The 21976-nt window shown below is 74.2% G+C and carries 17 protein-coding genes; 13 read left to right on the top strand and 4 right to left on the bottom strand.

Going from position 1 to position 21976, the window contains the following annotated elements:
* Positions 1 to 119: 119 nt before the first annotated feature.
* Positions 120 to 512: a DUF4190 domain-containing protein gene (locus A8713_RS22040; protein ID WP_064535346.1), complete on the top strand. Its 393-nt coding sequence runs from the start codon at positions 120 to 122 to the stop codon at positions 510 to 512.
* Positions 513 to 595: 83 nt separating this feature from the next.
* Entirely contained in the window at positions 596 to 2152 is a 1557-nt protein-coding gene (locus tag A8713_RS22045) for an alpha/beta hydrolase (protein ID WP_064535347.1), read from the top strand.
* Positions 2153 to 2207: 55 nt separating this feature from the next.
* On the opposite strand, the gene A8713_RS22050 is transcribed toward A8713_RS22045, so the two are convergent.
* Both A8713_RS22050 and A8713_RS22055 read right to left on the bottom strand, forming a co-directional pair.
* Complete coding sequence (locus A8713_RS22050) at positions 2208 to 4100, bottom strand: ABC transporter ATP-binding protein (RefSeq protein ID WP_064535348.1); 1893 nt, start codon at positions 4098 to 4100, stop codon at positions 2208 to 2210.
* Positions 4097 to 6103, bottom strand: coding sequence for an ABC transporter ATP-binding protein (locus A8713_RS22055; protein ID WP_064535349.1), 2007 nt, complete (start codon positions 6101 to 6103; stop codon positions 4097 to 4099). Before A8713_RS22055 ends, A8713_RS22050 begins: the two co-directional genes overlap by 4 nt.
* Before the next feature lie 711 nt (positions 6104 to 6814).
* Between A8713_RS22055 and A8713_RS22060 the strand changes: the two genes are divergently transcribed.
* Genes A8713_RS22060 through A8713_RS22075 form a run of 4 tightly spaced genes read left to right on the top strand, consistent with a single transcriptional unit; the run spans position 6815 to position 10389 of the window.
* Positions 6815 to 7717, top strand: a complete 903-nt coding sequence (locus A8713_RS22060) for an ABC transporter ATP-binding protein (protein WP_018568578.1) — start codon at positions 6815 to 6817, stop codon at positions 7715 to 7717.
* Entirely contained in the window at positions 7714 to 8463 is a 750-nt protein-coding gene (locus A8713_RS22065; RefSeq protein WP_064535350.1) for an ABC transporter permease, read from the top strand. The genes A8713_RS22060 and A8713_RS22065 overlap by 4 nt, the downstream gene beginning before the upstream one ends.
* Before the next feature lie 44 nt (positions 8464 to 8507).
* Complete coding sequence (locus tag A8713_RS22070; protein WP_064535351.1) at positions 8508 to 9758, top strand: sensor histidine kinase; 1251 nt, start codon at positions 8508 to 8510, stop codon at positions 9756 to 9758.
* Entirely contained in the window at positions 9748 to 10389 is a 642-nt protein-coding gene (locus A8713_RS22075) for a response regulator (protein WP_064535352.1), read from the top strand. The genes A8713_RS22070 and A8713_RS22075 overlap by 11 nt, the downstream gene beginning before the upstream one ends.
* 33 nt (positions 10390 to 10422) lie before the next feature.
* On the opposite strand, the gene glgX is transcribed toward A8713_RS22075, so the two are convergent.
* On the bottom strand, positions 10423 to 12828 hold the full coding sequence (glgX, locus tag A8713_RS22080) for a glycogen debranching protein GlgX (protein WP_443069741.1): 2406 nt from the start codon (positions 12826 to 12828) through the stop codon (positions 10423 to 10425).
* A gap of 207 nt (positions 12829 to 13035) precedes the next feature.
* Between glgX and A8713_RS22085 the strand changes: the two genes are divergently transcribed.
* The 7 genes from A8713_RS22085 to A8713_RS22115 all read left to right on the top strand — a co-directional run bounded on the left by A8713_RS22085 (position 13036) and on the right by A8713_RS22115 (position 20029).
* Positions 13036 to 14259, top strand: a complete 1224-nt coding sequence (locus tag A8713_RS22085) for a L,D-transpeptidase (RefSeq protein ID WP_064535353.1) — start codon at positions 13036 to 13038, stop codon at positions 14257 to 14259.
* Between the two features lie 222 nt (positions 14260 to 14481).
* A complete protein-coding gene (locus A8713_RS22090) occupies positions 14482 to 15738 on the top strand; it encodes a L,D-transpeptidase (protein ID WP_443069769.1) in 1257 nt (418 codons plus the stop codon).
* A 112-nt stretch (positions 15739 to 15850) separates the two neighbouring features.
* Complete coding sequence (locus A8713_RS22095; protein ID WP_064535354.1) at positions 15851 to 16618, top strand: enoyl-CoA hydratase/isomerase family protein; 768 nt, start codon at positions 15851 to 15853, stop codon at positions 16616 to 16618.
* Between the two features lie 259 nt (positions 16619 to 16877).
* Positions 16878 to 17381, top strand: a complete 504-nt coding sequence (locus A8713_RS22100; protein ID WP_064535355.1) for an ATP-binding protein — start codon at positions 16878 to 16880, stop codon at positions 17379 to 17381.
* A 236-nt stretch (positions 17382 to 17617) separates the two neighbouring features.
* Positions 17618 to 18424: a polysaccharide deacetylase family protein gene (locus tag A8713_RS22105; RefSeq protein WP_107440819.1), complete on the top strand. Its 807-nt coding sequence runs from the start codon at positions 17618 to 17620 to the stop codon at positions 18422 to 18424.
* Complete coding sequence (locus A8713_RS22110) at positions 18424 to 19665, top strand: YncE family protein (protein WP_237305441.1); 1242 nt, start codon at positions 18424 to 18426, stop codon at positions 19663 to 19665. The genes A8713_RS22105 and A8713_RS22110 overlap by 1 nt, the downstream gene beginning before the upstream one ends.
* A 151-nt stretch (positions 19666 to 19816) precedes the next feature.
* Complete coding sequence (locus A8713_RS22115; RefSeq protein ID WP_018568589.1) at positions 19817 to 20029, top strand: EF-hand domain-containing protein; 213 nt, start codon at positions 19817 to 19819, stop codon at positions 20027 to 20029.
* Between the two features lie 83 nt (positions 20030 to 20112).
* Here the strand turns inward: A8713_RS22115 and leuA are convergent, their stop codons facing one another.
* A complete protein-coding gene (gene leuA / locus A8713_RS22120; RefSeq protein WP_064535357.1) occupies positions 20113 to 21900 on the bottom strand; it encodes a 2-isopropylmalate synthase in 1788 nt (595 codons plus the stop codon).
* Positions 21901 to 21976 lie beyond the last annotated feature (76 nt).

The raw sequence follows: 21976 nt of genomic DNA on the forward strand, positions 1-21976 counted from the left end.
CCCAGGTCACCGGCGTTCTCCCCCGATCGGGGGAGAACCGTTTCCCGCTTCTTCGCGATGTGCGGCCCCGGCCTTCGAGGACAGGATCGTGCCCTGACCCAGCCGACCGGAGGACGACCATGGACACGTACGCGACGAGGACACCGCACCACCCCGCAGGCCCCGGGCCGGACGCGCGGGCCGGGGCCGGCGGGAGGGGCGGCAACGGCCTGACCGTCACCGCCATGGTGCTGGGCGTCGCCGCGCTGACCACGTCGGTCGTCGTCATCGGCGGCCCGCTCGGGATCGTCGGACTGGTCCTGGGCGCCGTCGCGCTGCGGACGGCCGGACGGACCGGCACCGGCCGGGGCATGGCCGTCACCGGCCTGGTGACCTCGGCCGTCGCCGTCGTGGTGTCCGTCCTGGTCGCCGTCCTCGTGGTCTGGTACGCCGACCACACCCAGAAGTGCTACCGGCCCGACAGCTTTTACCAGTACACGCAGTGCGTCCGCGACCAGCTCGGCGGGCACTGACCGGAGCCCCGGCCCACCGGCCCCCCACACAGACGAGGGCGGACGAGCCGTACGGCCGACTCCGCCCGGCAAGGACGAGCACGATGACCCACACCCCACGGCGGACGGCCGCCCTGCTGGCCGCCACCGCCGCGACGGCCCTCCTGGGCGCACTGCCGCCCGTGACGGCCGCCGCCGCACCCCGGGCGGCCACGCCGCAGACGTCCCCCTCGCCGGACGCCCTGCGCCCCTACACCGCGCAGCGGCCCCACTGGCGGCGCTGCGACGCGCACCAGCCGGCCGCCTTCCGGTGCGCGACCGTCAAGGTGCCCCTCGACTACGCCGATCCGGGCGGCCGGACGATCGACCTCGCGATATCCCGGCTGGCGGCGGGCGACCCGAAGCAGCGCCGCGGCGTCCTGCTGCTCAACCCCGGCGGCCCCGGCGGCTCGGGCCTGGACCTGCCGGTGACCTCGGCACTCGACCTGCCCCGGGAGGTGAAGCAGCGCTACGACCTCGTCGGCTTCGACCCGCGGGGCGTCGGGCGGAGCACACCCCTCGGCTGCGGTCTCACCGACGACGAGCAGAACGACGAACGCCCCTACCGGGACGCGACGTTCGCCAAGGACGTGCGGTGGGCCCGTACGGTCGCCGACAAGTGCCGCTCGGCCGCGGGCGGCCTGCTGCCGCACCTCACCACCCGCAACGTCGCCCGCGACATGGACGTCGTCCGTGCCGTGCTCGGCGAGAAGAAGATCTCCTACCTGGGCTACTCCTACGGCACCTACCTCGGCGCCGTCTACGCGCAGCTGTTCCCCCGGCGGGCCGACCGGTTCGTGCTGGACAGCGCGGCCGACCCCGCGCTGATCTGGCGGGGCACCTTCCAGGAGATGGCGAGGGGCGCCGAGGCCGCCTTCACCCGGTGGTGCGCGTGGACGGCCGGCCGGGACGCCACCTACCACCTGGGCGCCACCCCGGCCGCGGTCCGGCAGAGCTTCTGGGACCTGGTCCGCCGGGCCGACCGCGACCCCGTCGACTCCGGCGGGCGGCTCCTGACCGGCGACGGCATCCGCTCCGAGCTGCGTCCCGCGTTCGTCCACGTCCGCGTCGCCGCCGAGAAGGTCGCCGAACTGGTGAAGGCGGCCCGGGGCGAGGCGCCGCCCGCCCCCTCCGGCACGGCCGCGCCCACCCCGGACCCGGCCCCCTCGGTGTCCGCCGGGACCGTCCCCGCCGACAACGAGGCCGCGAGCGCCTGGGCCTTCATCTGCGCCGACACCCGCACCTCGTGGCCGCGCGACCCCGAGCGCTACCGCCGCGACGCGATCCGCGACAAGGCGCGCTACCCGCTCTACGGCGACATCGCCTCCACCATCAAGCCGTGCGCCTTCTGGGAGCAGGGCAGCGAGCCCGGCACGACGGTGGACAACGGCGTCGCCGCCCTGATCCTCCAGAACGAGTGGGACTCCCAGACGCCGCTTCCCGGCGCCCGGAACATGCACCGCGCGCTGCACGGCTCCCGCATGGTCACGGTCGAGGGCGGCGAGGGGCACGGCGTCTACGGCCTCGGCGGCTCCTGCGCGGACCGGACCGCCACGGCCTACCTGACCACGGGCAGGCTCCCGGCCGGTGACCTGACCTGCCGGACGCCCGCCGGGAAGTAGAACGGGGAGCAGGAACAGCAGGGCACCCTCCCCGCGCGTCCGCTCGCCCGCCCGCTCAGGCCAGGCTGTCCCGCCAGGCCCGGTGCAGGCGGGCGAACCGGCCGGTGCCCGCGACGAGCGCGGACGGCGGGCCGTCCTCCACGATCCGGCCGTGCTCCATCACCAGGACCCGGTCGGCGATCTCCACCGTGGACAGCCGGTGGGCGATCACCACGGCGGTACGGCCGCGCAGGACCGTGGCCATCGCGCGCTGCACGGCCTGCTCGCCGGGCACGTCCAGCGAACTGGTCGCCTCGTCCAGGATCAGCACCGCCGGATCGGCCAGCAACGCCCGTGCGAAGGACACCAGTTGGCGCTGCCCGGCGGAGATGCGGCCGCCGCGCTTGCGTACGTCCGTGTCGTAGCCGTCGGGCAGGGCGCTGATGAAGTCGTGGGCGCCGATCGCCTTCGCGGCCCGCTCGACCTCCTCGCGGCTCGCCTCGGGGCGGCCCAGGGCGATGTTCTCGGCGACCGTCCCGGAGAACAGGAACGCCTCCTGCGTCACCATCACCACCCCGCGCCGCAGTTCGGGCACGGCCAGCTCGCGCAGGTCCGTCCCGTCCAGCAGCACCCGGCCCTCGGTCGGGTCGTAGAAGCGGGCCAGCAGCTTGGCCAGGGTCGACTTGCCCGCGCCCGTGGAGCCGACCACGGCGACGGTCTGCCCGGCCGGGAGCGTCAGGTCGAAGCGGGGCAGCACCTCGCCGCCGGTGCGGTAGGCGAAGCTGACCCCGTCGAAGACCACCTCGCGGCCCGGCAGCGCCGACCTCGGGGGCGGCAGCCGCCGGGGCGCGGACGGCTCCGGCACCGACGGGGTCTGCGCGAGCAGACCCGCGATCTTCTCCAGGGAGGCCGCCGCCGACTGGTAGGAGTTGAGGAACATGCCCAGGCGGTCGATCGGGTCGTACAGCCGCCGCAGGTACAGCACGGCCGCCGCGAGCACCCCCAGCGCCAGCGAGCCGTCCGCCACCCGCCAGGCACCCCACAGCACGATCAGCGCGACCGCGGTGTTCGCCACCAGGCGGGAGCCGACGACATAGCGGGCCATCTCCAGGAGAGCGTCGCCGTTGGCCCGTTCGTGGCGCCGGTTGAGACCGGCGAACGCGGCGTCGTTGGCCGCCTCCCGGCGGAACGCCCGCACCGGCCGGATGCCGTTCATCGTCTCCACGAACTTCACGATGACCGCCGCGATCGCCGTGGACCGTTCCCGGTACACCCGGCCGGCGCGCCGCTGGTAGAGCCGCACCAGCAGGTACAGCGGCACGAACGAGGCCACCGCGACCGCGCCGAGCCCGAGGTCGAGCCAGAGCAGCAGCGCCGCGATGGACACGAAGGACAGGACGACCGTGATCAGCTCCTGGAGGCCCTCGTCGAGCAGTTCGCGCAGCGACTCCACGTCCGTGGTGGACCGGGAGATGAGCCGCCCGGAGGTGTAGCGCTCGTGGAAGTCCACGCTGAGCGCCTGCGCGTGCCGGAAGATACGGCCGCGCAGGTCCAGCAGCACGTCCTGGTTGACCCGGGCGGCGGCCACGATGAACACCCACTGGAGGCCGCCCGAGGCGAGCGCGCACAGCAGATAGCCCGCGGCCACCGCCATGAGCGGCCCGTGGTCGTGGGCGCGGAACGCCGGTACGGCCGTGTCGATGGCGTACGCCACCAGCAGCGGGCCCGCCTGCACGGCCGCCTGCTGGAGCAGCAGCACCAGTGTGGTGACGGCCACCCGGGCCCTCATGGGCGCCAGCAGCGAGCGCAGCAGGGCGCCGGTGGCACCCGGGGGAGCGGGCAGCACGTCCTTGTCGAAGGAGTCGCCGGGGCCGGGGCCGCCGGTGCCGCCGGTGCCGTCGGCCTGCGGCAGGTCCCCGGGGTCCCCGGGGCCCCCGGCGGCCGGGACGGACGTCGTCGGGGCTGTCATCGCTCGTCGTCCTCCTGGGCCGTGTGCTGATTCGTGTGCCGGGCCGTGTGCTGATCCGTGTGCTGGTTCGCGGTGTCGTGTCCGCTCGGTTCGCCGGGGGAGGCGGGGGGCCGTCCGCCCGCCATCAGATGCGCGTACTCGGCGTCGGTGCGCAGCAGTTCCTGATGGGTGCCCACGGCCTTGATCCGGCCGCCGGACAGCAGGGCGACACGGTCGGCCAGCAGCACCGTGGAGGGGCGGTGCGCCACGATCAGGGCGGTGGTGCCGGTGAGCACCTGGCGCAGCGCCGCCTCCACGGCGGCCTCGGTGTGCACGTCGAGCGCGGACAGCGGGTCGTCCAGGATCAGGAAGCGCGGCCGGCCCACGACCGCCCGTGCCAGCGCGAGGCGCTGGCGCTGGCCGCCGGACAGGCTCAGGCCCTGCTCGCCGACCTGGGTGGCGGTGCCCTGCGGCAGCGCGTGCACGAAGTCGGCCTGCGCCACGGCCAGGGCGCGGTCCAGCTCGTCGCCGCCCGGCGCGTCCGTGCCGCCCTCGGCGCCCATGAGGACGTTCTCCGCGACGCTCGCGGAGAAGAGCGTGGGTTCCTCGAAGGCGACGGAGACGAGGGTGCGCAGCGTCTCCCGGTCCAGCGCGCGGATGTCCGTGCCGTCCAGGGTGATCCGGCCGGAGGTCACCTCGTGCAGCCGGGGGACGAGCGCGGTCAGCGTGGTCTTGCCGCTTCCGGTCGCACCGACCAGGGCCATCGACTCACCGGGGCGGATGTGCAGGTCGACGCGGTCCAGCAGCGGCGGGGAGCCGGGCGGCGCGTCCGGGTAGCGGAAGCGGACGTCCTCGAAGCGCAGGCCGCCTGCGCGCGTGCCGTTGTCGGCGGTGTCGTCCGCGGTGCCGTCCGCGGGCGTCAGGGCGGGCCCGGCGGACTCCGGCCGCTCGTCCAGCACCTCGAAGTAGCGTTCCGTGGCGGTCGCCGCTTCCTGGCTCATCGCGAGCAGGAAGCCGATCGACTCCACCGGCCAGCGCAGCGCGAGGGCCGTGGACAGGAAGGCGACCAGGGTGCCCGCCGACAGCGAGCCGTCCGAGACCTGCACGGCGCCCACCACCAGCGTGGCGCCGATGGCCACCTCGGGCAGGGTCATGATGACGGCCCAGATCGTCGCCAGCAGCCGCGCCTTGCTCAGCTCGGTGCCGCGCAGGGTGGCCGACAGCTCGCGGAACGCGCGCGCCTGGCTGCGGTGCCGGCCGAACCCCTTGATGACGCGGATGCCGAGCACGCTCTCCTCGACCACCGTCGTCAGGTCACCGACCTGGTCCTGCGCCCGCCGCGCCACCCGCGCGTACCGCCTCTCGAAGAGCGCGCTCAACACGACCAGCGGCACGGCCGGGGCCAGCATCACCAGGCCCAGCGACCACTCCTGGAGCAGCATGATGACCACGCCCACCAGGATCGTCACGCCGTTGACGAGCAGGAACGTCAGAGGGAAGGCGAGGAACTGGCGCAGCAGCATCAGGTCGGTCGTGCCCCGGGAGAGCAACTGGCCCGACGCCCACCGGTCGTGGAAGGCGATCGGCAACCGCTGGAGCCGCTCGTAGAGAGCGGCCCGCATCCGCGCCTCGACCCGCGACAGCGGGCGCGCCACCAGCCACCGCCGCAGCCCGAACAGCAGCGCCTCGGCCACGCCGAGCAGCAGCAGGTAGAGCGCCCCGAGCCACACCCCGCCCCGGTCCCCGTCGGCGACCGGCCCGTCCACCAGCCACTTCAGCACGAGCGGGATCACCAGCCCCACACAGGAGGCGACGATCGCGACGCCCGCGGCGACGGACAGCCGGGCGCGCACCGGGCGCACGAACGGCCACAGCCGCAGCAGCGTACGGACGGCGGACCGCTCCCCGGGCCCCGGGAGCCCGGAAGGACCAGCGGGTCCGGTGGGTCCGGCGGGACCGGAGGGATCGGACGGATCGGCGGGACGGTCGGAGCTGACCTCTGCGGGGGCGGGTGTCGTGGTCATCACCTCGGAGACTACGGACCAGCACTGACAACGCCCACCGAGTTTTGGCCGAGCCGCGCTCCGCCGCCGGTCCTACGACCTGCGCACGCTCCCCCCGGACCCACCCGCCCGAATCCGCCCCCGATCCCGCCGAATCCCCCACTCGGACCCGCCCCCTCCGGCGCCGCCCGCCGGGACCCGACCCCTCCGGGTCCGCCTGCCGGGTTCCGCCCCCTCCGGGCCTGGCCGCCGGGACCCGTCCCCTCCGGGCCCGCCTGCCGGGAACCGACCCCTCCGGGCCCGCCTGCCGGGTCCCGACCCCGCCCGGATCCGCCTGCCCGGTCCTCGCGCACCCCCGGACCCGCCCGGCCGGATCGGACCCCTCCGGGTCCGCTGCCCCGTCCGAGTCCCCGGGGCCTGCCCGTCCGGATCCGGCCCCGTTCGCGCGTGCCCGTCCGGCCCCGGGCCTGCCGGGTCCGCTCGCCCGGGATTCAGCCCCTCGGCCCGCCGCTCCTGCCGTCCGGGCTGGGTCCCGGTTCCGCTGGTTCTGCCTTTCCCGCCGGTCCTCGGCCCATCGGGTCCGGCCGCCCCCCCCGGTCGGGGCCGGTCCCGGGGCCGGGTGGTCGTAGCGCCGTATCAACTCATCGCGGCGTCCCGTCAACCGATCGGCTGATGCGGCTTCGAGCGCGTCGGGCGATGTGCGCGGGCCCCGCGCGCCGCGACGCTGGTGCCATGTCCATCATCGAAGTCAGCGAACTGCGCAAGTCCTACGGCGGCCGGGCCGTCGTCGACGGCGTCTCCTTCGCCGTCGAGGAGGGTGAGATCTTCGGCGTCCTCGGTCCCAACGGCGCCGGAAAGACCACCACCGTCGAGTGCGTCGAGGGGCTGCGTGTCCCCGACTCCGGCCGGGTCCGGGTCACCGGCCTCGACCCGGTCGCCGAACGCGAGCAGGTCGCCCGGGTGCTGGGCGCCCAGCTCCAGCAGAGCGAGCTCCAGGCCAAGCTGACCGTCCGTGAGGCGCTGGAGCTGTACGCCTCCTTCTATCCGCACCCCGCCGACTGGCGCCCGCTCGCCGAGCGGCTGGGGCTCGCCCCGAAGCTCACCACCCGCTTCGCCAAGCTGTCCGGCGGCCAGAAGCAGCGGCTGTTCATCGCGCTGGCCCTCATCGGCAACCCCCGGGTCGTCGTCCTGGACGAGCTGACCACCGGGCTCGACCCGCGCGCCCGGCGCGACACCTGGCAGCTCATCGAGGACGTCCGGGCGAGCGGTGTCACCGTGCTGCTGGTCACGCACTTCATGGAGGAGGCGCAGCGGCTGTGCGACCGGATCGCCGTGATCGACCAGGGCCGGGTCGCCGCCCTGGACACCCCGCAGGGGCTGATCCGGCGCTCGGCCGGCGCCACCGTCATCAGCTTCACCCCGTCCGCGCCGGTGGACGAGGGTGACCTGAACGCGCTGCCCGAACTGGCCTCGGTGGCGTTCAAGGACGGACGGATCACGCTGTCCGGCACCGACGCCACCGTGAACGCCGTCATCACGCTGCTCGCCCGCCACCACATCACCGCCCACCAGCTCCGCGTCAGCGACGCCACGCTCGACGACGCGTTCCTCGACCTGACGGAGGCCGCCGCATGAGTTCCGCCGCTTTCGACCCCGCCGTGCTGCGCACCGAGGCGCGGCTGTTCCGCCGGGAGCCCGGCGCGATCTTCTGGATCCTGCTGTTCCCCACCCTGCTGCTGGGCATCCTCGGCTCCATCCCGTCCTTCCGGGAGCACGACGACTCGCTCGGCGGGCTGCGGCTCGTCGACACCTACGTACCGGTGGCGGTGCTGCTCGGGCTGATCCTCGGCGGGCTCCAGGCCATGCCCCAGGTCCTCACCGGCTACCGCGAGCGCGGCATCCTGCGCCGGATGTCGGCCACCCCGGTCCGGCCCGTGGTGCTGCTCACCGCGCACATGGTGGTCTTCGCTGGCGCGGCCCTGTGCTCGGCGGTGCTCGCCCTGCTCGTGGGCCGGATCGCCTTCGGCGTCCGCCTGCCCGAGCAGCCCTTCGGCTACGCGCTCGCCCTGCTGCTGGCCGTCGCGGTCGCCCTCGCGCTCGGCTCGGTGATCTCCGCGCTGTCGCGCACCACGAAGATCGCCGGTGCGGTCGGCAGCGCGGTGCTCTTCCCGATGATGTTCTGCGCGGGACTGTGGGTGCCGGTGCGGGCCATGCCCCACGTGCTCGCCCGCTCCGTCGGCTACACCCCCTTCGGCGCGGCGGCCCAGGCCCTGGACCAGGCCGCCGCCGGGCACTGGCCGGGCTGGACGCACCTGGCCGTGCTCGTCGGCTGGACGGTGCTGCTCACCGCCGGTGCCGCCCGCTGGTTCCGCTGGGAATGACCGGCGGCCCCGCCCCGTCCGGCGCCGTGCCGGACACTGGGCGCATGACGAGTGCCGAGTGGAAGCAGCCGCGCGCGACCTTCGACGGCTGGGGGCCGTACGCGCTGCTCGGCGTGGCCGTGCTGACCTCGGCGGGCGCGGCGGCCGGGATCGGCATGAGCCGGACGGAGATCTGCCTGGCCCTCGTCCTGACCGGTGTCGCGCTGGCCCTCCAGGTGGGCTGGCGGCGCTGGTCGCGGACCCGGCCGGAGCCGGGGCGGGTCAGCGCCTGCCTGTACTTCGTGCGCTGGGCGCTCGGCTTCGTCCTGACCTGGCTCAACCCGTTCTTCGCCTTCTACGCCGTGGCCGGCTACTACACCGCCGCCCGGCAACTGCCGCCCAGACTGGTGCTGCCCGGCCTGTGCCTGACCGCCGTCACCATGGCCGGCAGCGAGATCGGGGGCATGCCGCCGCACGGCACGGTCCTGTGGCTGGGTTTCTTCGTCGTGCTCGGCGCGAACATCGCCCTGGTCGCGGTCTTCACCCGGTTCGCCGAGCAGGAGGAGGCCCGGAGCCGGGCCCAGGCGTCCACCATCGCCGAGCTGGAACGCACCAACGCCGCCCTCCAGCAGGCCCTCGACGAGAACGCCGCGCTGCACGCCCAGCTCCTCGTGCAGGCCCGCGAGGCGGGCGTCGCCGACGAACGCCGCCGGCTGGCCGCCGAGATCCACGACACCCTCGCCCAGGGCCTGACCGGCATCATCGCCCAGCTGCGGGTGGTGACGAACACCACCGACCGGGCCGCCGCCCGCGCGCACGTGGAGCGCGCCATGGAGCTGGCCCGGCACAGCCTGGGCGAGGCCCGCCGCTCGGTGCACAACCTCGCCCCGGTCGCCCTCGCCGACGCCGGACTGCCCGAGGCGCTGCGCGACACCGTCGCCGAGTGGGGCGAACGCACCGGCTGCCGGGCCGACTTCACCCTGACCGGCACCAGCGAGCAGGTGCACGACGAGGTCTCGGCGACGCTGCTGCGCATCGCCCAGGAGTCCCTGTCCAACGCGGCCCGGCACGCCCGCGCCACCCGGGTCGGCGTCACCCTGTCCTACATGGGCGACGAGATCTCCCTCGACGTACGCGACGACGGCCGCGGCTTCGACCCGCTCGCCGTGCCCGCCCGCACCCGGGCCGGCGGTTTCGGCCTGGACGGCATGCGGGCCCGCGCCGAACGCATCGCGGGCTCCCTCACCATCGAGTCGGAACCGGGCCACGGCACGGCCGTCTCGGCTCGCGTACCGTTGGTGGGCGATGACCGATGACACCCCCATCTCGCTGCTGATCGTCGACGACCACCCGGTCGTACGGGACGGTCTGCGCGGCATGTTCGAGGCCACCCCCGGATTCACCGTGCTCGGCGAGGCGACGGGCGGTGCGGAGGCGGTGGAGAAGGCCGCCGCGCTCGACCCGGACGTCGTCCTCATGGACCTGCGGATGCCGGGCGGTTCCGGCGTCGACGCCATCCGGGAGCTGACCCGTCGCGGCGCCCGCGCCAAGGTGCTCGTGCTGACGACGTACGACACCGACTCCGACACCCTGCCCGCGATCGAGGCGGGCGCCACGGGCTATCTGCTCAAGGACGCCCCGCGCGACGACCTGCTCGCCGCCGTCCGGGCCGCCGCCGAGGGCCGTTCGGTGCTCTCCCCGGCCGTCGCCTCCCGGCTGGTCTCCGCGGTCCGCGCCCCCGCCGCGGGCAGCGAACCGCTGTCGGCGCGCGAGCGCGAGGTGCTGGTGCTGGTCGCCCGGGGCACCTCCAACCGGGAGATCGCCCGCGAGCTGTTCATCAGTGAGGCCACCGTCAAGACCCACCTCAGCCACCTGTACGCCAAGCTCGGCGTCAAGGACCGGGCGGCGGCCGTCGCGGTCGCCTACGACCGCGGGATCCTGGGCTGATCCGCCCCGGCCGCCCCGGCTGCCGCGGCCTCTTCAGCCGGCGACCCGGAGCAGCAGCACCGTGCGCCCCGGCACGGTGACCGGCGCCCCCGCCCGCAGGACCCGGCCGGGAACCTCGGCCTGCTCCTCGCCGCCGGTGTCCACGACCACCTCGTAGCGCTCGGCCCACGGCGGCCCCGGCGGCGTGAACTCCACCGGGCCCGGACCGGCGTGCAGGACGAGGAGGAAGCTGTCGTCGCGCACCGGCTCGCCCCGCTCGTCGCCGCCCGGGATGTCCCGGCCGGACAGATACATGCCCAGTGTGGCGGCGGGCGCGTACCAGTCGCCCTCCGTCATCTCGGTGCCGCCCGCGGTGAACCAGGCCACGTCCCGCAGCCCGTCCGGCGCCTGCGCGCGCCCGGAGAAGAACGTCCGGCGGCGCAGCACCGGGTGCGCGCGGCGCAGCGCGATCAGCCGGGCGGCCAGCTCGGACAGCGCCCGCCAGCCCGGATCGTCCAGGAGCGTCCAGTCCAGCCAGCCGGTCTCGTTGTCCTGGCAGTACGCGTTGTTGTTGCCGCGCTGGGTGCGGCCCAGCTCGTCGCCCGCCACCAGCATCGGCACGCCCGTGGACAGCAGCAGCGTGGCCAGCAGGTTGCGCAGCTGTCTGCGGCGCAGCGCCCGGATCCCCTCGTCGTCGCTCTCGCCCTCCGCCCCGCAGTTCCAGGAGCGGTTGTCGTCCGTGCCGTCCCGGTTGCCCTCGCCGTTGGCCTCGTTGTGCTTGCGGTCGTAGGAGACCAGGTCGCGCAGGGTGAAACCGTCGTGCGCGGTGACGAAGTTGACCGAGGCGCAGGGGCCGCGCCCGCCCCAGGCGTACAGGTCGCTGGAGCCGGACAGCCGGTAGCCCATCTCCCGTACGTCCGGCAGGGCATGGCGCCAGAAGTCCCGTACGGCGTCGCGGTAGCGGTCGTTCCACTCCGCCCACGGCGGCGGGAACGCCCCCACCTGGTAGCCGCCGGAGCCGATGTCCCACGGCTCGGCGATCAGCTTGACCTCGCGCAGCACCGGGTCCTGGGCGAGGGCGGCGAGGAAGGGGGAGCGCATGTCGACGCCGTGCGCGGAGCGGGCCAGCGCGGCGGCCAGGTCGAAGCGGAAGCCGTCCACGCCCATCTCGGTCACCCAGTGCCGCAGCGAGTCGGTGATCAGGCGCAGCACGTGCGGCTGCGTGGTGTCCAGGGTGTTGCCGCAGCCGGTGAAGTCGGCGTACCGGCGGGCGTCCGGGGCGAGGCGGTAGGAGCGCTGGTTGTCGATGCCCTTCAGGGACAGCGTCGGACCGTACTGGCCGGACTCGGCGGTGTGGTTGTAGACCACGTCGAGGATGACTTCGATGCCGGCCGCGTGCAGGGCGCGCACCATCCGCTTGAACTCGCCGACCTGTTGCCCCGCGGTGCCCGAGGCGGAGTAGCCGCCGTGCGGGGCGAAGTAGCCGATCGAGTTGTAGCCCCAGTGGTTGCGCAGGCCACGGGCGAGCAGATGGTCCTCGTGGGCGAACTGGTGCACCGGCAGCAGCTCCACCGCCGTCACGCCCAGCTTCACCAGGTGCGCGATCGCCGCCGGGTGGGCGAGACCGGCGTAGGTGCCGCGCAGCTCCGGCGGGATGTCCGGGTGCAGCCTGGTGAAGCCGCGCACATGCAGTTCGTAGAGGACCGTGTCCGCCCACGGAGTGCCGGGGCGGTGGTCGCCCGGCCGGTCGCCGTCGTCCGCGACCACCACGCCCTTGGGGACGAAGGGCGCCGAGTCGCGGTCGTCGCGCACGGTGTCGGCGACCTGCTGGTCCGGCCAGTCCCGGACGTGCCCGTAGACCTCCGGCGGCAGCCGGAACTCGCCGTCCACCGCGCGCGCGTACGGGTCGAGCAGCAGCTTCGCCGGGTTCCAGCGGGCGCCGGTCCAGGGGTCCCAGCGGCCGTGCACCCGGAAGCCGTAGCGGCGGCCGGGCCGCACGCCGGGGACGAAGCCGTGCCAGATCTCGTGCGTCAGCTCGGGCAGACGGGCGCGGGTCTCCCGGCCGTCCTCGTCGAAGAGGCAGACGTCCACGGCCTCGGCGCCGCCCGCCCACAGCGCGAAGTTGGTCCCGGCGACGCCGTCCAGGCCGATCCGGAAGCGGGCGCCCAGCGGGGCCGGGCCGCCCGGCCACACGGGTCCGGCGGACGGCGGACCGGCCCGCCGTCCTCCGCTCACGGCGACGGCCGGACCCGCCCCCGCACCGGTCCGTGCGCCGCCACCGCCCACGTCGGCGGCGCACGCCTCGGCACCGCGCCCGTCGTCGCGGGTTCCGGTGCCGTCACCGGCGCGCCCGCTCGCGGGGGCGCGCCCGTCGCGGTCGGCGGGTGCGCTCCCGGCGGTGTGCCCGTTCCCGGTGGCGTGCCCGTCCGCCACCGCCTCCTGCCCGGCTGCGCTGGACACCAGGTCGGCCCCTCGTTCTCGGCTGATGCGGCTCGTGCGGTTTCTGCGCCTTCTACGCCTTGTGCGGCTCCTGCGGCTCGTGCGGCTCCGTTCCTCCCGTGGCTCCGTCCGGTGTGGCTGCCGGGCGGCGGCACTCTCCCCACTGTTCTGCCCAGCGCGCGGCTCGCACTCACGTTTCCCCGGAGCGGGCCGGTCGTTGGGCAGCGCGTGAGGCACGTACAAGGGCGCGCACGGCGCGCGGGGGCCGCGCTGGCCGCCGTACTGACATGGGCGGCACTGCTCGCGGCCGGGGCCGCCGGCTGCACCTCGGACGCTCCCCGGGGAGTCTCGGGCCGGCCCCCCGAGCGCACGGACACGGTCCGCGTCTCGCCGGACGACGGCACCCGGGGCGTCCGGCCCGGCACCCGGCTGCGGGTACGGGCCGCCGGGGGGCGCCTGGAGTCCGTCAGGGTCGTGCGGTCCCGGGACGGGCAGGACACCCCCGTGCCCGGACACCTCTCCGGCGACCGCCGGACCTGGCGGCCCGACGACGACACGCTCGCCCTCGCCGCCGGGTACACGGTCGACGCGGTGGCCGTCGACGGCGACGGCCGGCGCTCCGCCCGGCACACCGCCTTCACCACCTACGTCCCCGACGAACGCCTCCTCGCCTACGTCACCCCCGAGAACCGCGCCGTCGTCGGCACCGGCATGATCGTCTCGCTGGCCTTCAGCCGGGAGATCACCGACCGGGCCGCCGTCCAGCGCGCCGTCCGGGTCACCGCGCGGCCGCCCGTGGAGATCCGTCCGCACTGGTTCGGCGGCAGCCGCCTGGACTTCCGCCCCGAGCGCTACTGGAAGGCCGGCACCCAGGTCACCGTCGCCCTGCGGCTGCGCGACGTCCGGGCGGCCCGCGGGGTCTACGGGATCCAGCACAAGTCCTTCTCGTTCACGGTCGGTCGCAGCCAGACCTCCCTGGTCGACGCGGCGGCGCACACCATGCAGGTGCGCCGCGACGGCGCCCTGCTGGCCACCGTGCCCGTCACGGCCGGGGCGCCGGACCACCCCACCTACAACGGCAGGATGGTGGTGATGGAGATGCTGGACGTCACCCGGATGAACGGCCGGACGGTGGGCTTCGGCGGCGAGTACGACATCGCCGACGTCCCGCACGCCATGCGGCTCACCGACTCCGGTACGTTCCTGCACGGCAACTACTGGTCGGTGCCGGACCCGTTCGGCCGCGCGAACGTCTCCCACGGCTGCGTCGGCCTGAAGGACGTCAAGGGCGGCGGCTCCGACACCCCGGCGGGCTGGTTCTTCGACCGCAGCCTCGTCGGGGACGTGGTGGAGGTCGTCCACAGCGACGACAAGACGGTTGCCGCGAGCAACGGTCTGGGCGGCTGGAACATGGACTGGGCGCACTGGACGGCGGGCAGCGCGCTCAAGTGACCTTCGGCCAGGGCTGGTTGACGACAGCTCAGCGGCGCGCGCGGCACCTCGCACCGGGCCCGGCGGACCCCTTCCCCGCCGCCGTGTCCGGAGGCTGTTGAACCTGGAACGGAACAGTGACATTCGGCTGACGATCTGCTCATGACCTTGTGGTTACTATGCGCCGATGTGCGCGGTAGGCGCTGGGGCTCGGGCCTGACCGGCCCGGGGGAGGAGACGAAGGTGAACGTGCGGCCTATTACGGGGGCGTCGGCGGGGACGGGCCGGCGACCGGGCCGAGGGGGACGACGGGGGAGCACGGGAGCGCTGGCGCTGGTCTCCGGCGCGCTGCTCCTCGCGGTCACGGCCTGCGGCGGCGGTGACTCCGACGTGAACGGCGCGGGCACGGGCAAGGACGCCGGTGCCGCCGCCGAGAGCAAGCAGTCGCAGGCGGTGCTCAGCGTCGCGCCCAAGGACGGTTCGACGTCCGTCGACACCAGCGGCGCGCTGAGGGTCGGCGTGAGCAAGGGGACGCTCACCCAGGTCGTCGTCAAGGACGCCAAGGGCGCCGAGATAGCGGGGAAGATATCCGGCGGCACCACCTGGACGCCGTCGACCCATCTGGCCGCCTCGACCAAGTACACGGTCCACGCCGTCGCCAAGGACGCCGAGGGCCGGCAGGCGGCCCAGGACAGCAGCTTCACCACCCTGACGCCGAAGAACACCTTCATCGGCAACTTCACCCCCGAGGACGGCTCCACCGTCGGGGTCGGGATGCCGTTCTCCGTCAACTTCACCCGGGGCATCACGCACCCGGAGGCCGTCGAGAAGGCCATCGAGGTCAAGACCGAGCCGGCCGTCGACGTCGAGGGCCACTGGTTCGGCAACGACCGGCTCGACTTCCGCCCCGAGCAGTACTGGAAGTCCGGCACCAAGGTCACCGTCAAGCTCAGCCTGGACGGCGTGGAGGGCCGCCCCGGCGTCTACGGCAAGCAGTCCAAGACCATCTCCTTCACCATCGGCCGCAACCAGGTGTCCGTCGTGGACGCCAAGAAGCACACGATGAAGGTCACCCAGGACGGCAAGACCGTGAAGACCCTCCCGGTCACCACCGGCAAGCCCGGCTACGACACCTGGAACGGCCGGATGGTCATCAGCGAGAAGCTCTCGGTCACCCGGATGAACGGCGAGACCGTCGGCTACGGCGGCGAGTACGACATCAAGGACGTCCCGCACGCCATCCGCCTGACCACCTCCGGCACCTTCGCGCACGGCAACTACTGGGGCGGCGACGCCTTCGGCAACTACAACTCCAGCCACGGCTGCATCGGCCTGCGCGACGTGCGCGGCGGCGGGGACAGCTCCACGCCCGCCGCCTGGTTCTTCAACCACTCGATGATCGGCGACGTGGTCGAGGTCGAGAACGCCCACGAGAAGACCGTCGCCCCGGACAACGGCTTCAACGGCTGGAACATGTCGTGGGAGAAGTGGAAGTCGTAGCGGAGCGCCGCCCGCGCCCCTGACCCGGGAGCGCGGATCCGTCCCCAGCCCCGGTGTGCCGCCGCGCACACCGGGGCTGACCCGTGCGTGAACGACCGCTAACCTGCGGGGCATGACCGTAACTCTGGAAGTCGCCGAGGGCGTCGGCACGCTGCGCCTGGACCGCCCGCCCATGAACGCGCTCGACGTCGCCACGCAGGACCGGCTGAAGGAACTCGCCGAGGAGGCCACCGCCCGCGCGGACGTCCGCGCGGTGGTCATCTACGGCGGCGAGAAGGTGTTCGCGGCCGGCGCGGACATCAAGGAGATGCAGGTGATGGACCACGCGGCGATGGTGTCGCGGGCCCGCGCCCTCCAGGACTCCTTCACCGCCGTGGCCCGCATCCCCAAGCCGGTGGTCGCCGCGGTCACCGGCTACGCGCTGGGTGGCGGCTGCGAGCTGGCGCTGTGCGCCGACTACCGCATCGCCGCCGACAACGCCAAGCTCGGCCAGCCGGAGATCCTGCTCGGGCTGATCCCGGGCGCGGGCGGCACCCAGCGGCTGGCCCGGCTGATCGGGCCCTCCCGGGCCAAGGACCTCATCTTCACCGGCCGCCAGGTCAGGGCCGACGAGGCCCTCACGCTCGGCCTGGTGGACCGGGTGGTGCCGGCCGCCGAGGTCTACGAGGCGGCGCACGCCTGGGCGGCGCGGCTCGCCCAGGGCCCGGCGATCGCGCTGCGCGCCGCCAAGGAGGCCGTCGACACCGGTCTGGAGACCGACCTGGACACCGGTCTCGCCGTCGAACGCACCTGGTTCGCGGGCCTCTTCGCCACGGAGGACCGCGAGCGCGGCATGCGCAGCTTCGTGGAAGAGGGTCCGGGGAAGGCGAAGTTCCTCTGACCCCGGGGGCCTGGACCTGACGTCCGCTCGCGGATCGCTCGAAGGGGCGTCCAGGCCCCCCCGCGCCGGTTCCGGGTGCGTGGCGCCGCCGCCCCCGCGACGGTGCCGCCGCCCGGAGCGTCCCCGCAGGCCGGCCGGTCCGCCCCGGCCCCGAGCGCCCTCGGCATATGCCGCGCGAAGACGGACCGGAGGGGGCGTGTGGGGGGCGCATTCCCGGGGAACGGCCACGGTGGGCGCCGGGGGCGGCCATGATGGGGGCATGGCGGGGCTGGAGGGCATCGAACAGCCGCGGGGACCGGAACACACGGCGGCCGTGGCGCGCTGGTCTCCCGCGGTCGCGGACGAACGCGCCCTGGCCGCACTGGAGTTGTACGGCGATCCGAGCGAGGAGGACGTCCGGCTGCCGTCCCGCCCCGAGTCGGCGGCCATCGCCCGCCGGCTCGTCCAGATCGTCGTCCTGCGCTGGGGCATGTCCCCGAAACTGGCCGAGGACGCGGTGCTGCTCGTCTCCGAACTCGTGGGCAACGCCGTACGGCACACCGGGGCCCGCGTCTTCGGCCTGCGCGTCCGCCGCCGCACCGGCAGGATCCGCGTCGAGGTGCGCGACCCCTCCCGCGGCCTGCCCTGCCTCATGCCCGTCCAGGACCTCGACGTCAGCGGCCGCGGCCTGACCCTGGTCGACAAACTGTCCGACCGCTGGGGCGTCGACCTGCTGCCCCGCGGCAAGACCACCTGGTTCGAAATACGCGCCGCAGACCGCTGACAGCCGCGCACCACCCACCCACCGGGCGCGACGCACCCCTCTGACGGGGCACGTCCGGTACACATCCCGCTGGGCTCGCCCGGCGCGCGCCCGCCGAATCCGTCCGACGCGCACCCGCTGGGTCCGACCGGCGCGCGCCGCCCCGATCGGCCTGACGTCCGTTCACCACCCCCGCGCCCGCCGGGCATCCGTGTGAATCGCCCGTTTTCTTACTTTGCGCCCCTTAAATGGTGCGGGTGACCACCACCGACCGTCGTGGCGTGCTGCGGGCCGGTGCCGGGCTTGTCGCGGGGGGCGCGTTCGCCGCCGGATGCGCGCCCGGTACCGCCCCGCACACCGCCGCGTCCGCCGCCTCCCGACACGCGTCCGGACCCGCCGAGCGCGGCGCGGCGCACCCCTCCGCTTCGCCCGCGCCCGCCCCCGCCCCGCGCGCCTTCCCCGGGCAGCCCGCGCAGATCGGCCACGGACCGCGCGACCGGCCCCGGGTGGCCCTCACCTTCCACGGCCAAGGCGACCCGGCCCTCGCCCGCACCCTGCTCACCACCGCCGAACGGCACGGCGCCCGGGTGACCGTGCTCGCCGTCGGCACCTGGCTGGACGCGCACCCGGAGATGGCCCGCCGGATCCTCGACGGCGGCCACGACCTCGGCAACCACACCCAGCGCCACCTGTCCGTCAACGACATGCCCGAGGCCGAGGCGCGCGCCGAGATCACCGGCTGCGCCGACCGCCTCAAGCGGCTCACCGGCTCGATCGGCACCTGGTTCCGGCCCTCGCGCGCCGTCACCGCCTCCCCGCTGGTGGCCCGGCTGGCGCGCGCCGCCGGCTACCCGCACGTGCTCTCCTACGACGTCGACTCGCTCGACTACACCTCGCCCGGTGCCGCAGCCGTCACCCGCACCGTACTGGCGGGCGTCCGCCCCGGGTCCGTGGTGAGCCTGCACTTCGGTTACCCCGGCACGGCCATTGCCCTGCCCGCCCTCCTCGACGAACTCGACCGCCGCGGCCTCCACGCGGTCACCACCACGGAGCTGCTGAGCTGATGCCCCCTCGCCCCGCCCCTTCCCTCCACGGCCCCGCCCGTTCCCCCCGTGCCTCCCGCCTCCCGCGCGTCACCCGGCTGCTCGCCGCCGGGGCGTCCTGCGCGGCCCTCGCGGCGCTGGCCGCCTGCGGCAGCGGCGGCCCGGACCACCGCACCGACGAGGCCCTGGCCAGCCGGGCGCCCGCCCAGCGGCCCGAACAGGTGGCGGCCGACGCCCTGCCCGGCATGCCGCCGGTCCTCGACCCCAAGGACGTCTACGCCGCCGACCGCGCGAACCGGCTCTCCCCGGCCGTCGCGCACTTCCCCTCGCGCGTCTATGTGCCCAACACCAACTCGAACACGGTCACCGTCATCGACCCGAAGACGTACAAGGTCATCGAGACCATCCCGGTCGGCCGCCAGCCGCAGCACGTCGTGCCGTCCTGGGACCTGAAGACGCTGTGGGTCAACAACGACCTCGGCAACTCCCTGACCCCCATCGACCCGCGCACGGGCAAGGCGGGCAGACCGGTCGACGTGCACGACCCGTACAACCTGTACTTCACCCCGGACGGCAAGTACGCCGTGGTGATGGCCTCCAAGGACCGCCGGCTCGTCTTCCGCGACGCGCACACCATGAAGGTGGTGAAGTCCGTCCCGGTCGCCTGCGGCGGCGTCAACCACGCCGACTTCTCCCCGAACGGCCGCTACTTCATCGTCTCCTGCGAGTTCAGCGGCGAACTGCTCAAGGTCGACACCGCGGCCATGAAGGTCGTCGCGCACCAGAAGCTGGACGTCCACGGCGCCATGCCGCAGGACGTGAAGAGCTCGCCCGACGGCAGGAAGTTCTACATCGCCGACATGGTCGCCGACGGGCTGTGGATCCTGGACGGCGACACCTTCGCCAAGCCCGCGTTCCTGCACACCGGCAAGGGCGCCCACGGCCTCTACGTCAGCCGCGACTCCCGGGTGATGTACATCTCCAACCGCGGCGAGGGCACCGTCTCCGTCTTCGACTTCGCCAAGGACAAGCTCACCGCCAAGTGGCGCCTGCCGCACGGCGGCAGCCCCGACATGGGCGGCGTCTCCGCAGACGGCAAGGTGCTCTGGCTGTCGGGCCGCTACAACTCCGAGGTGTACGCCATCGACACCCGCACCGGCAGGCAGCTGGCCCGCATCAAGGTCGGCAGCGGTCCGCACGGCCTCGCCGTCTATCCGCAGCCCGGCCGCTACTCCCTCGGCCACACGGGCGTCTTCCGCTGACCCCGCCCCCGGTGTCCCCCGCGGGTGGCCGCGGCATCGCGGATCCGGCCGGACCGTTAATCTGACCTGCGTCAGTACGGCAGCGGCCGGTACGGCATTCGGCCGTATCCGGCCGTACAGCAGACGCGAAGCGACACAGAGGGGCGGATCGGTGGCGGACATCGACGAGGCACGCGAGCAGTTCAACCGTTTGGACGCGGACGGCGACGGGTTCGTCACCGCCGCCGAGTTCAAGACCGCCCTCGCGCAGGGAGGCGACTGGAACGTCACCGAGTCGGTGGCGGAGGCGATCATCAAGACGCGGGACCTCGACGGCGACAAGGTCCTGTCCTTCGACGAGTTCTGGGCCTTCCTGAACAAGTGACCCGTACGGAGGGGGGCGCCCGGCGGACCACCGCCGGGCGCCCCCTCGCGTCACCTCACCCCGCGCCCGTCACCGCGTGACCGTCATCGCGCGGCCCGGTTCACGGCGGCCAGCACCGCGTGCACGGCGGCCGTCAGCGACGAGGCGTCCCGGCCGGCGCCCCAGGCCGTCGTGCCGTTCACCCGGCACTCGGCGTACGCGGTCGTCACCTCGGCGCCGCCCTCCTCGCCGGGCGCCGCCGACCGGTGCTCGGCGAAGTCGAGCACGGCCACGGCGAGTCCGGCCCCGGCGAGCGCGTCCACGAAGGCGCTCACCGGTCCGTCCCCGGTGCCCTCGTGGTCGCCGGTGCGGTCGCCGTGGCCCAGCGAGCAGACGAAGCGGTGCGCCCCGGACGGCTCCCGGTGCACCGACCAGGCGTCCAGCCGCACCGGCCCGTCCACCGCCAGGTACGTCGTGCGGAACAGCTCGTACAGCTCCTTCGGCGTCGCCTCACGCCCGCTGCCGTCCGTGGCCTCCTGGACCGCCCGCGACACCTCCGGCCGCATCCGCCGCGGCAGGTCCAGACTCGCGTGCGCGCGCAGCAGATACGCCACCCCGCCCTTGCCCGACTGGGAGTTGACCCGGATCACCGCCTCGTAGGACCGGCCCACGTCGGCCGGATCGATCGGCAGATACGGCACCGACCACGGCGCCAGCTCCGGCGCGGTGCCCGTCTCGGCGGCACGCCGGGCGTGCGCGTCCAGGCCCTTGCTGATCGCGTCCTGGTGGGTGCCGGAGAACGCGGTGTGGACGAGGTCGCCCGCGTAGGGGTGGCGCGGATGCACCGGCAGCCGGTTGCAGTGCTCCACCGTCGCCCGTACCGCGTCGATGTCGCTGAAGTCGACCATCGGGTCGACGCCCTGCGCGTACAGATTGAGCGCCAGGGTCACCAGGTCCACGTTCCCGGTGCGCTCGCCGTTGCCGAACAGGCAGCCTTCGACCCGCTGCGCGCCCGCCAGCACGGCGAGTTCGGCGCAGGCGACGCCGGTGCCGCGGTCGTTGTGCGGGTGCACCGAGAGGATCACCGCGTCCCGGCGGGACAGATGGCGGTGCACGTACTCGATCTGGTCCGCGTAGACGTTCGGGGTGGCGATCTCCACCGTGGCGGGGAGGTTGTGCGTGACCGGCCGGTCCGGGCTCGCGTCCCACAGCTCGGTGAGCCCGTCGCACAGTTCGAGGACGTAGTCCGGCTCGGTGAGGTTGAAGGTCTCCGGGGAGAACTGGAAGCGGAGGTGCGCGCCGCCGGGCAGGGCGTCCGCGCGCCGGGCCATGTGCGCCGCCGCGTCCCGTACGCTCGCGCGCACCCCGTCCCGGTCCCGCCCGAGCACCACCTCGCGCCAGACGGGCGAGGTCGCCATGTACAGGTGGACGACGGCCCGCGGCAGCCCCGCCACCGCCTCGAAGGTGCGGTCGATCAGGTCCCGGCGGGCCGGGGTGAAGACGACCGGCGTGACGTCGTCGGGCACGGCCCCGCTGGTCACCAGGTGCCGGACGAAGTCGAAGTCGGTGCGGCTCGCCGACGGGTAGCCGACCTCGATCTCCTTGAACCCCAGCCGCACCAGCAGATCGAAGAAGCGGCGCTTGCGCGGGGTGTCCATCGGCTCGGCCAGCGCCTGGTTGCCGTCGCGCAGGTCGACCGGGACCCACAGCGGCGCGCGCTCGATCCGGGCGGACGGCCAGCCGCGGCCCTCTGCCGGGACGGGCACGCGCACCCGCTCCTGGAAGGGGCGGTAGCGGTGGTAGGGCATGGGCCCGGGACGCTGCGGATTCCACAGCGGTCTCCCGTACGGGGCGGTGGGGTGCGCGGTGGTGGTGCTCGGGGTGGTGGTCATCGTCTGCTGATGCCCTTCGGCGGGTCGGACGGTGACCGGCGGCACGGCGCCCCGCGGCGGGGCGCCGGTCGCGTCA

This window comes from Streptomyces sp. SAT1, assembly GCF_001654495.1.
GTDB lineage: Bacteria > Actinomycetota > Actinomycetes > Streptomycetales > Streptomycetaceae > Streptomyces > Streptomyces andamanensis.

Bases quoted from the DNA above. Each gene is read 5' to 3' on its own strand.
- A8713_RS22040 (WP_064535346.1), top strand. From the start codon at position 120: ATGGACACGTACGCGACGAGGACACCGCACCACCCCGCAGGCCCCGGG.
- A8713_RS22045 (WP_064535347.1), top strand. From the start codon at position 596: ATGACCCACACCCCACGGCGGACGGCCGCCCTGCTGGCCGCCACCGCC.
- A8713_RS22050 (WP_064535348.1), bottom strand. From the start codon at position 4,100: ATGACAGCCCCGACGACGTCCGTCCCGGCCGCCGGGGGCCCCGGGGAC.
- A8713_RS22055 (WP_064535349.1), bottom strand. From the start codon at position 6,103: ATGACCACGACACCCGCCCCCGCAGAGGTCAGCTCCGACCGTCCCGCC.
- A8713_RS22060 (WP_018568578.1), top strand. From the start codon at position 6,815: ATGTCCATCATCGAAGTCAGCGAACTGCGCAAGTCCTACGGCGGCCGG.
- A8713_RS22065 (WP_064535350.1), top strand. From the start codon at position 7,714: ATGAGTTCCGCCGCTTTCGACCCCGCCGTGCTGCGCACCGAGGCGCGG.
- A8713_RS22070 (WP_064535351.1), top strand. From the start codon at position 8,508: ATGACGAGTGCCGAGTGGAAGCAGCCGCGCGCGACCTTCGACGGCTGG.
- A8713_RS22075 (WP_064535352.1), top strand. From the start codon at position 9,748: ATGACCGATGACACCCCCATCTCGCTGCTGATCGTCGACGACCACCCG.
- A8713_RS22095 (WP_064535354.1), top strand. From the start codon at position 15,851: ATGACCGTAACTCTGGAAGTCGCCGAGGGCGTCGGCACGCTGCGCCTG.
- A8713_RS22100 (WP_064535355.1), top strand. From the start codon at position 16,878: ATGGCGGGGCTGGAGGGCATCGAACAGCCGCGGGGACCGGAACACACG.
- A8713_RS22110 (WP_237305441.1), top strand. From the start codon at position 18,424: ATGCCCCCTCGCCCCGCCCCTTCCCTCCACGGCCCCGCCCGTTCCCCC.
- leuA (WP_064535357.1), bottom strand. From the start codon at position 21,900: ATGACCACCACCCCGAGCACCACCACCGCGCACCCCACCGCCCCGTAC.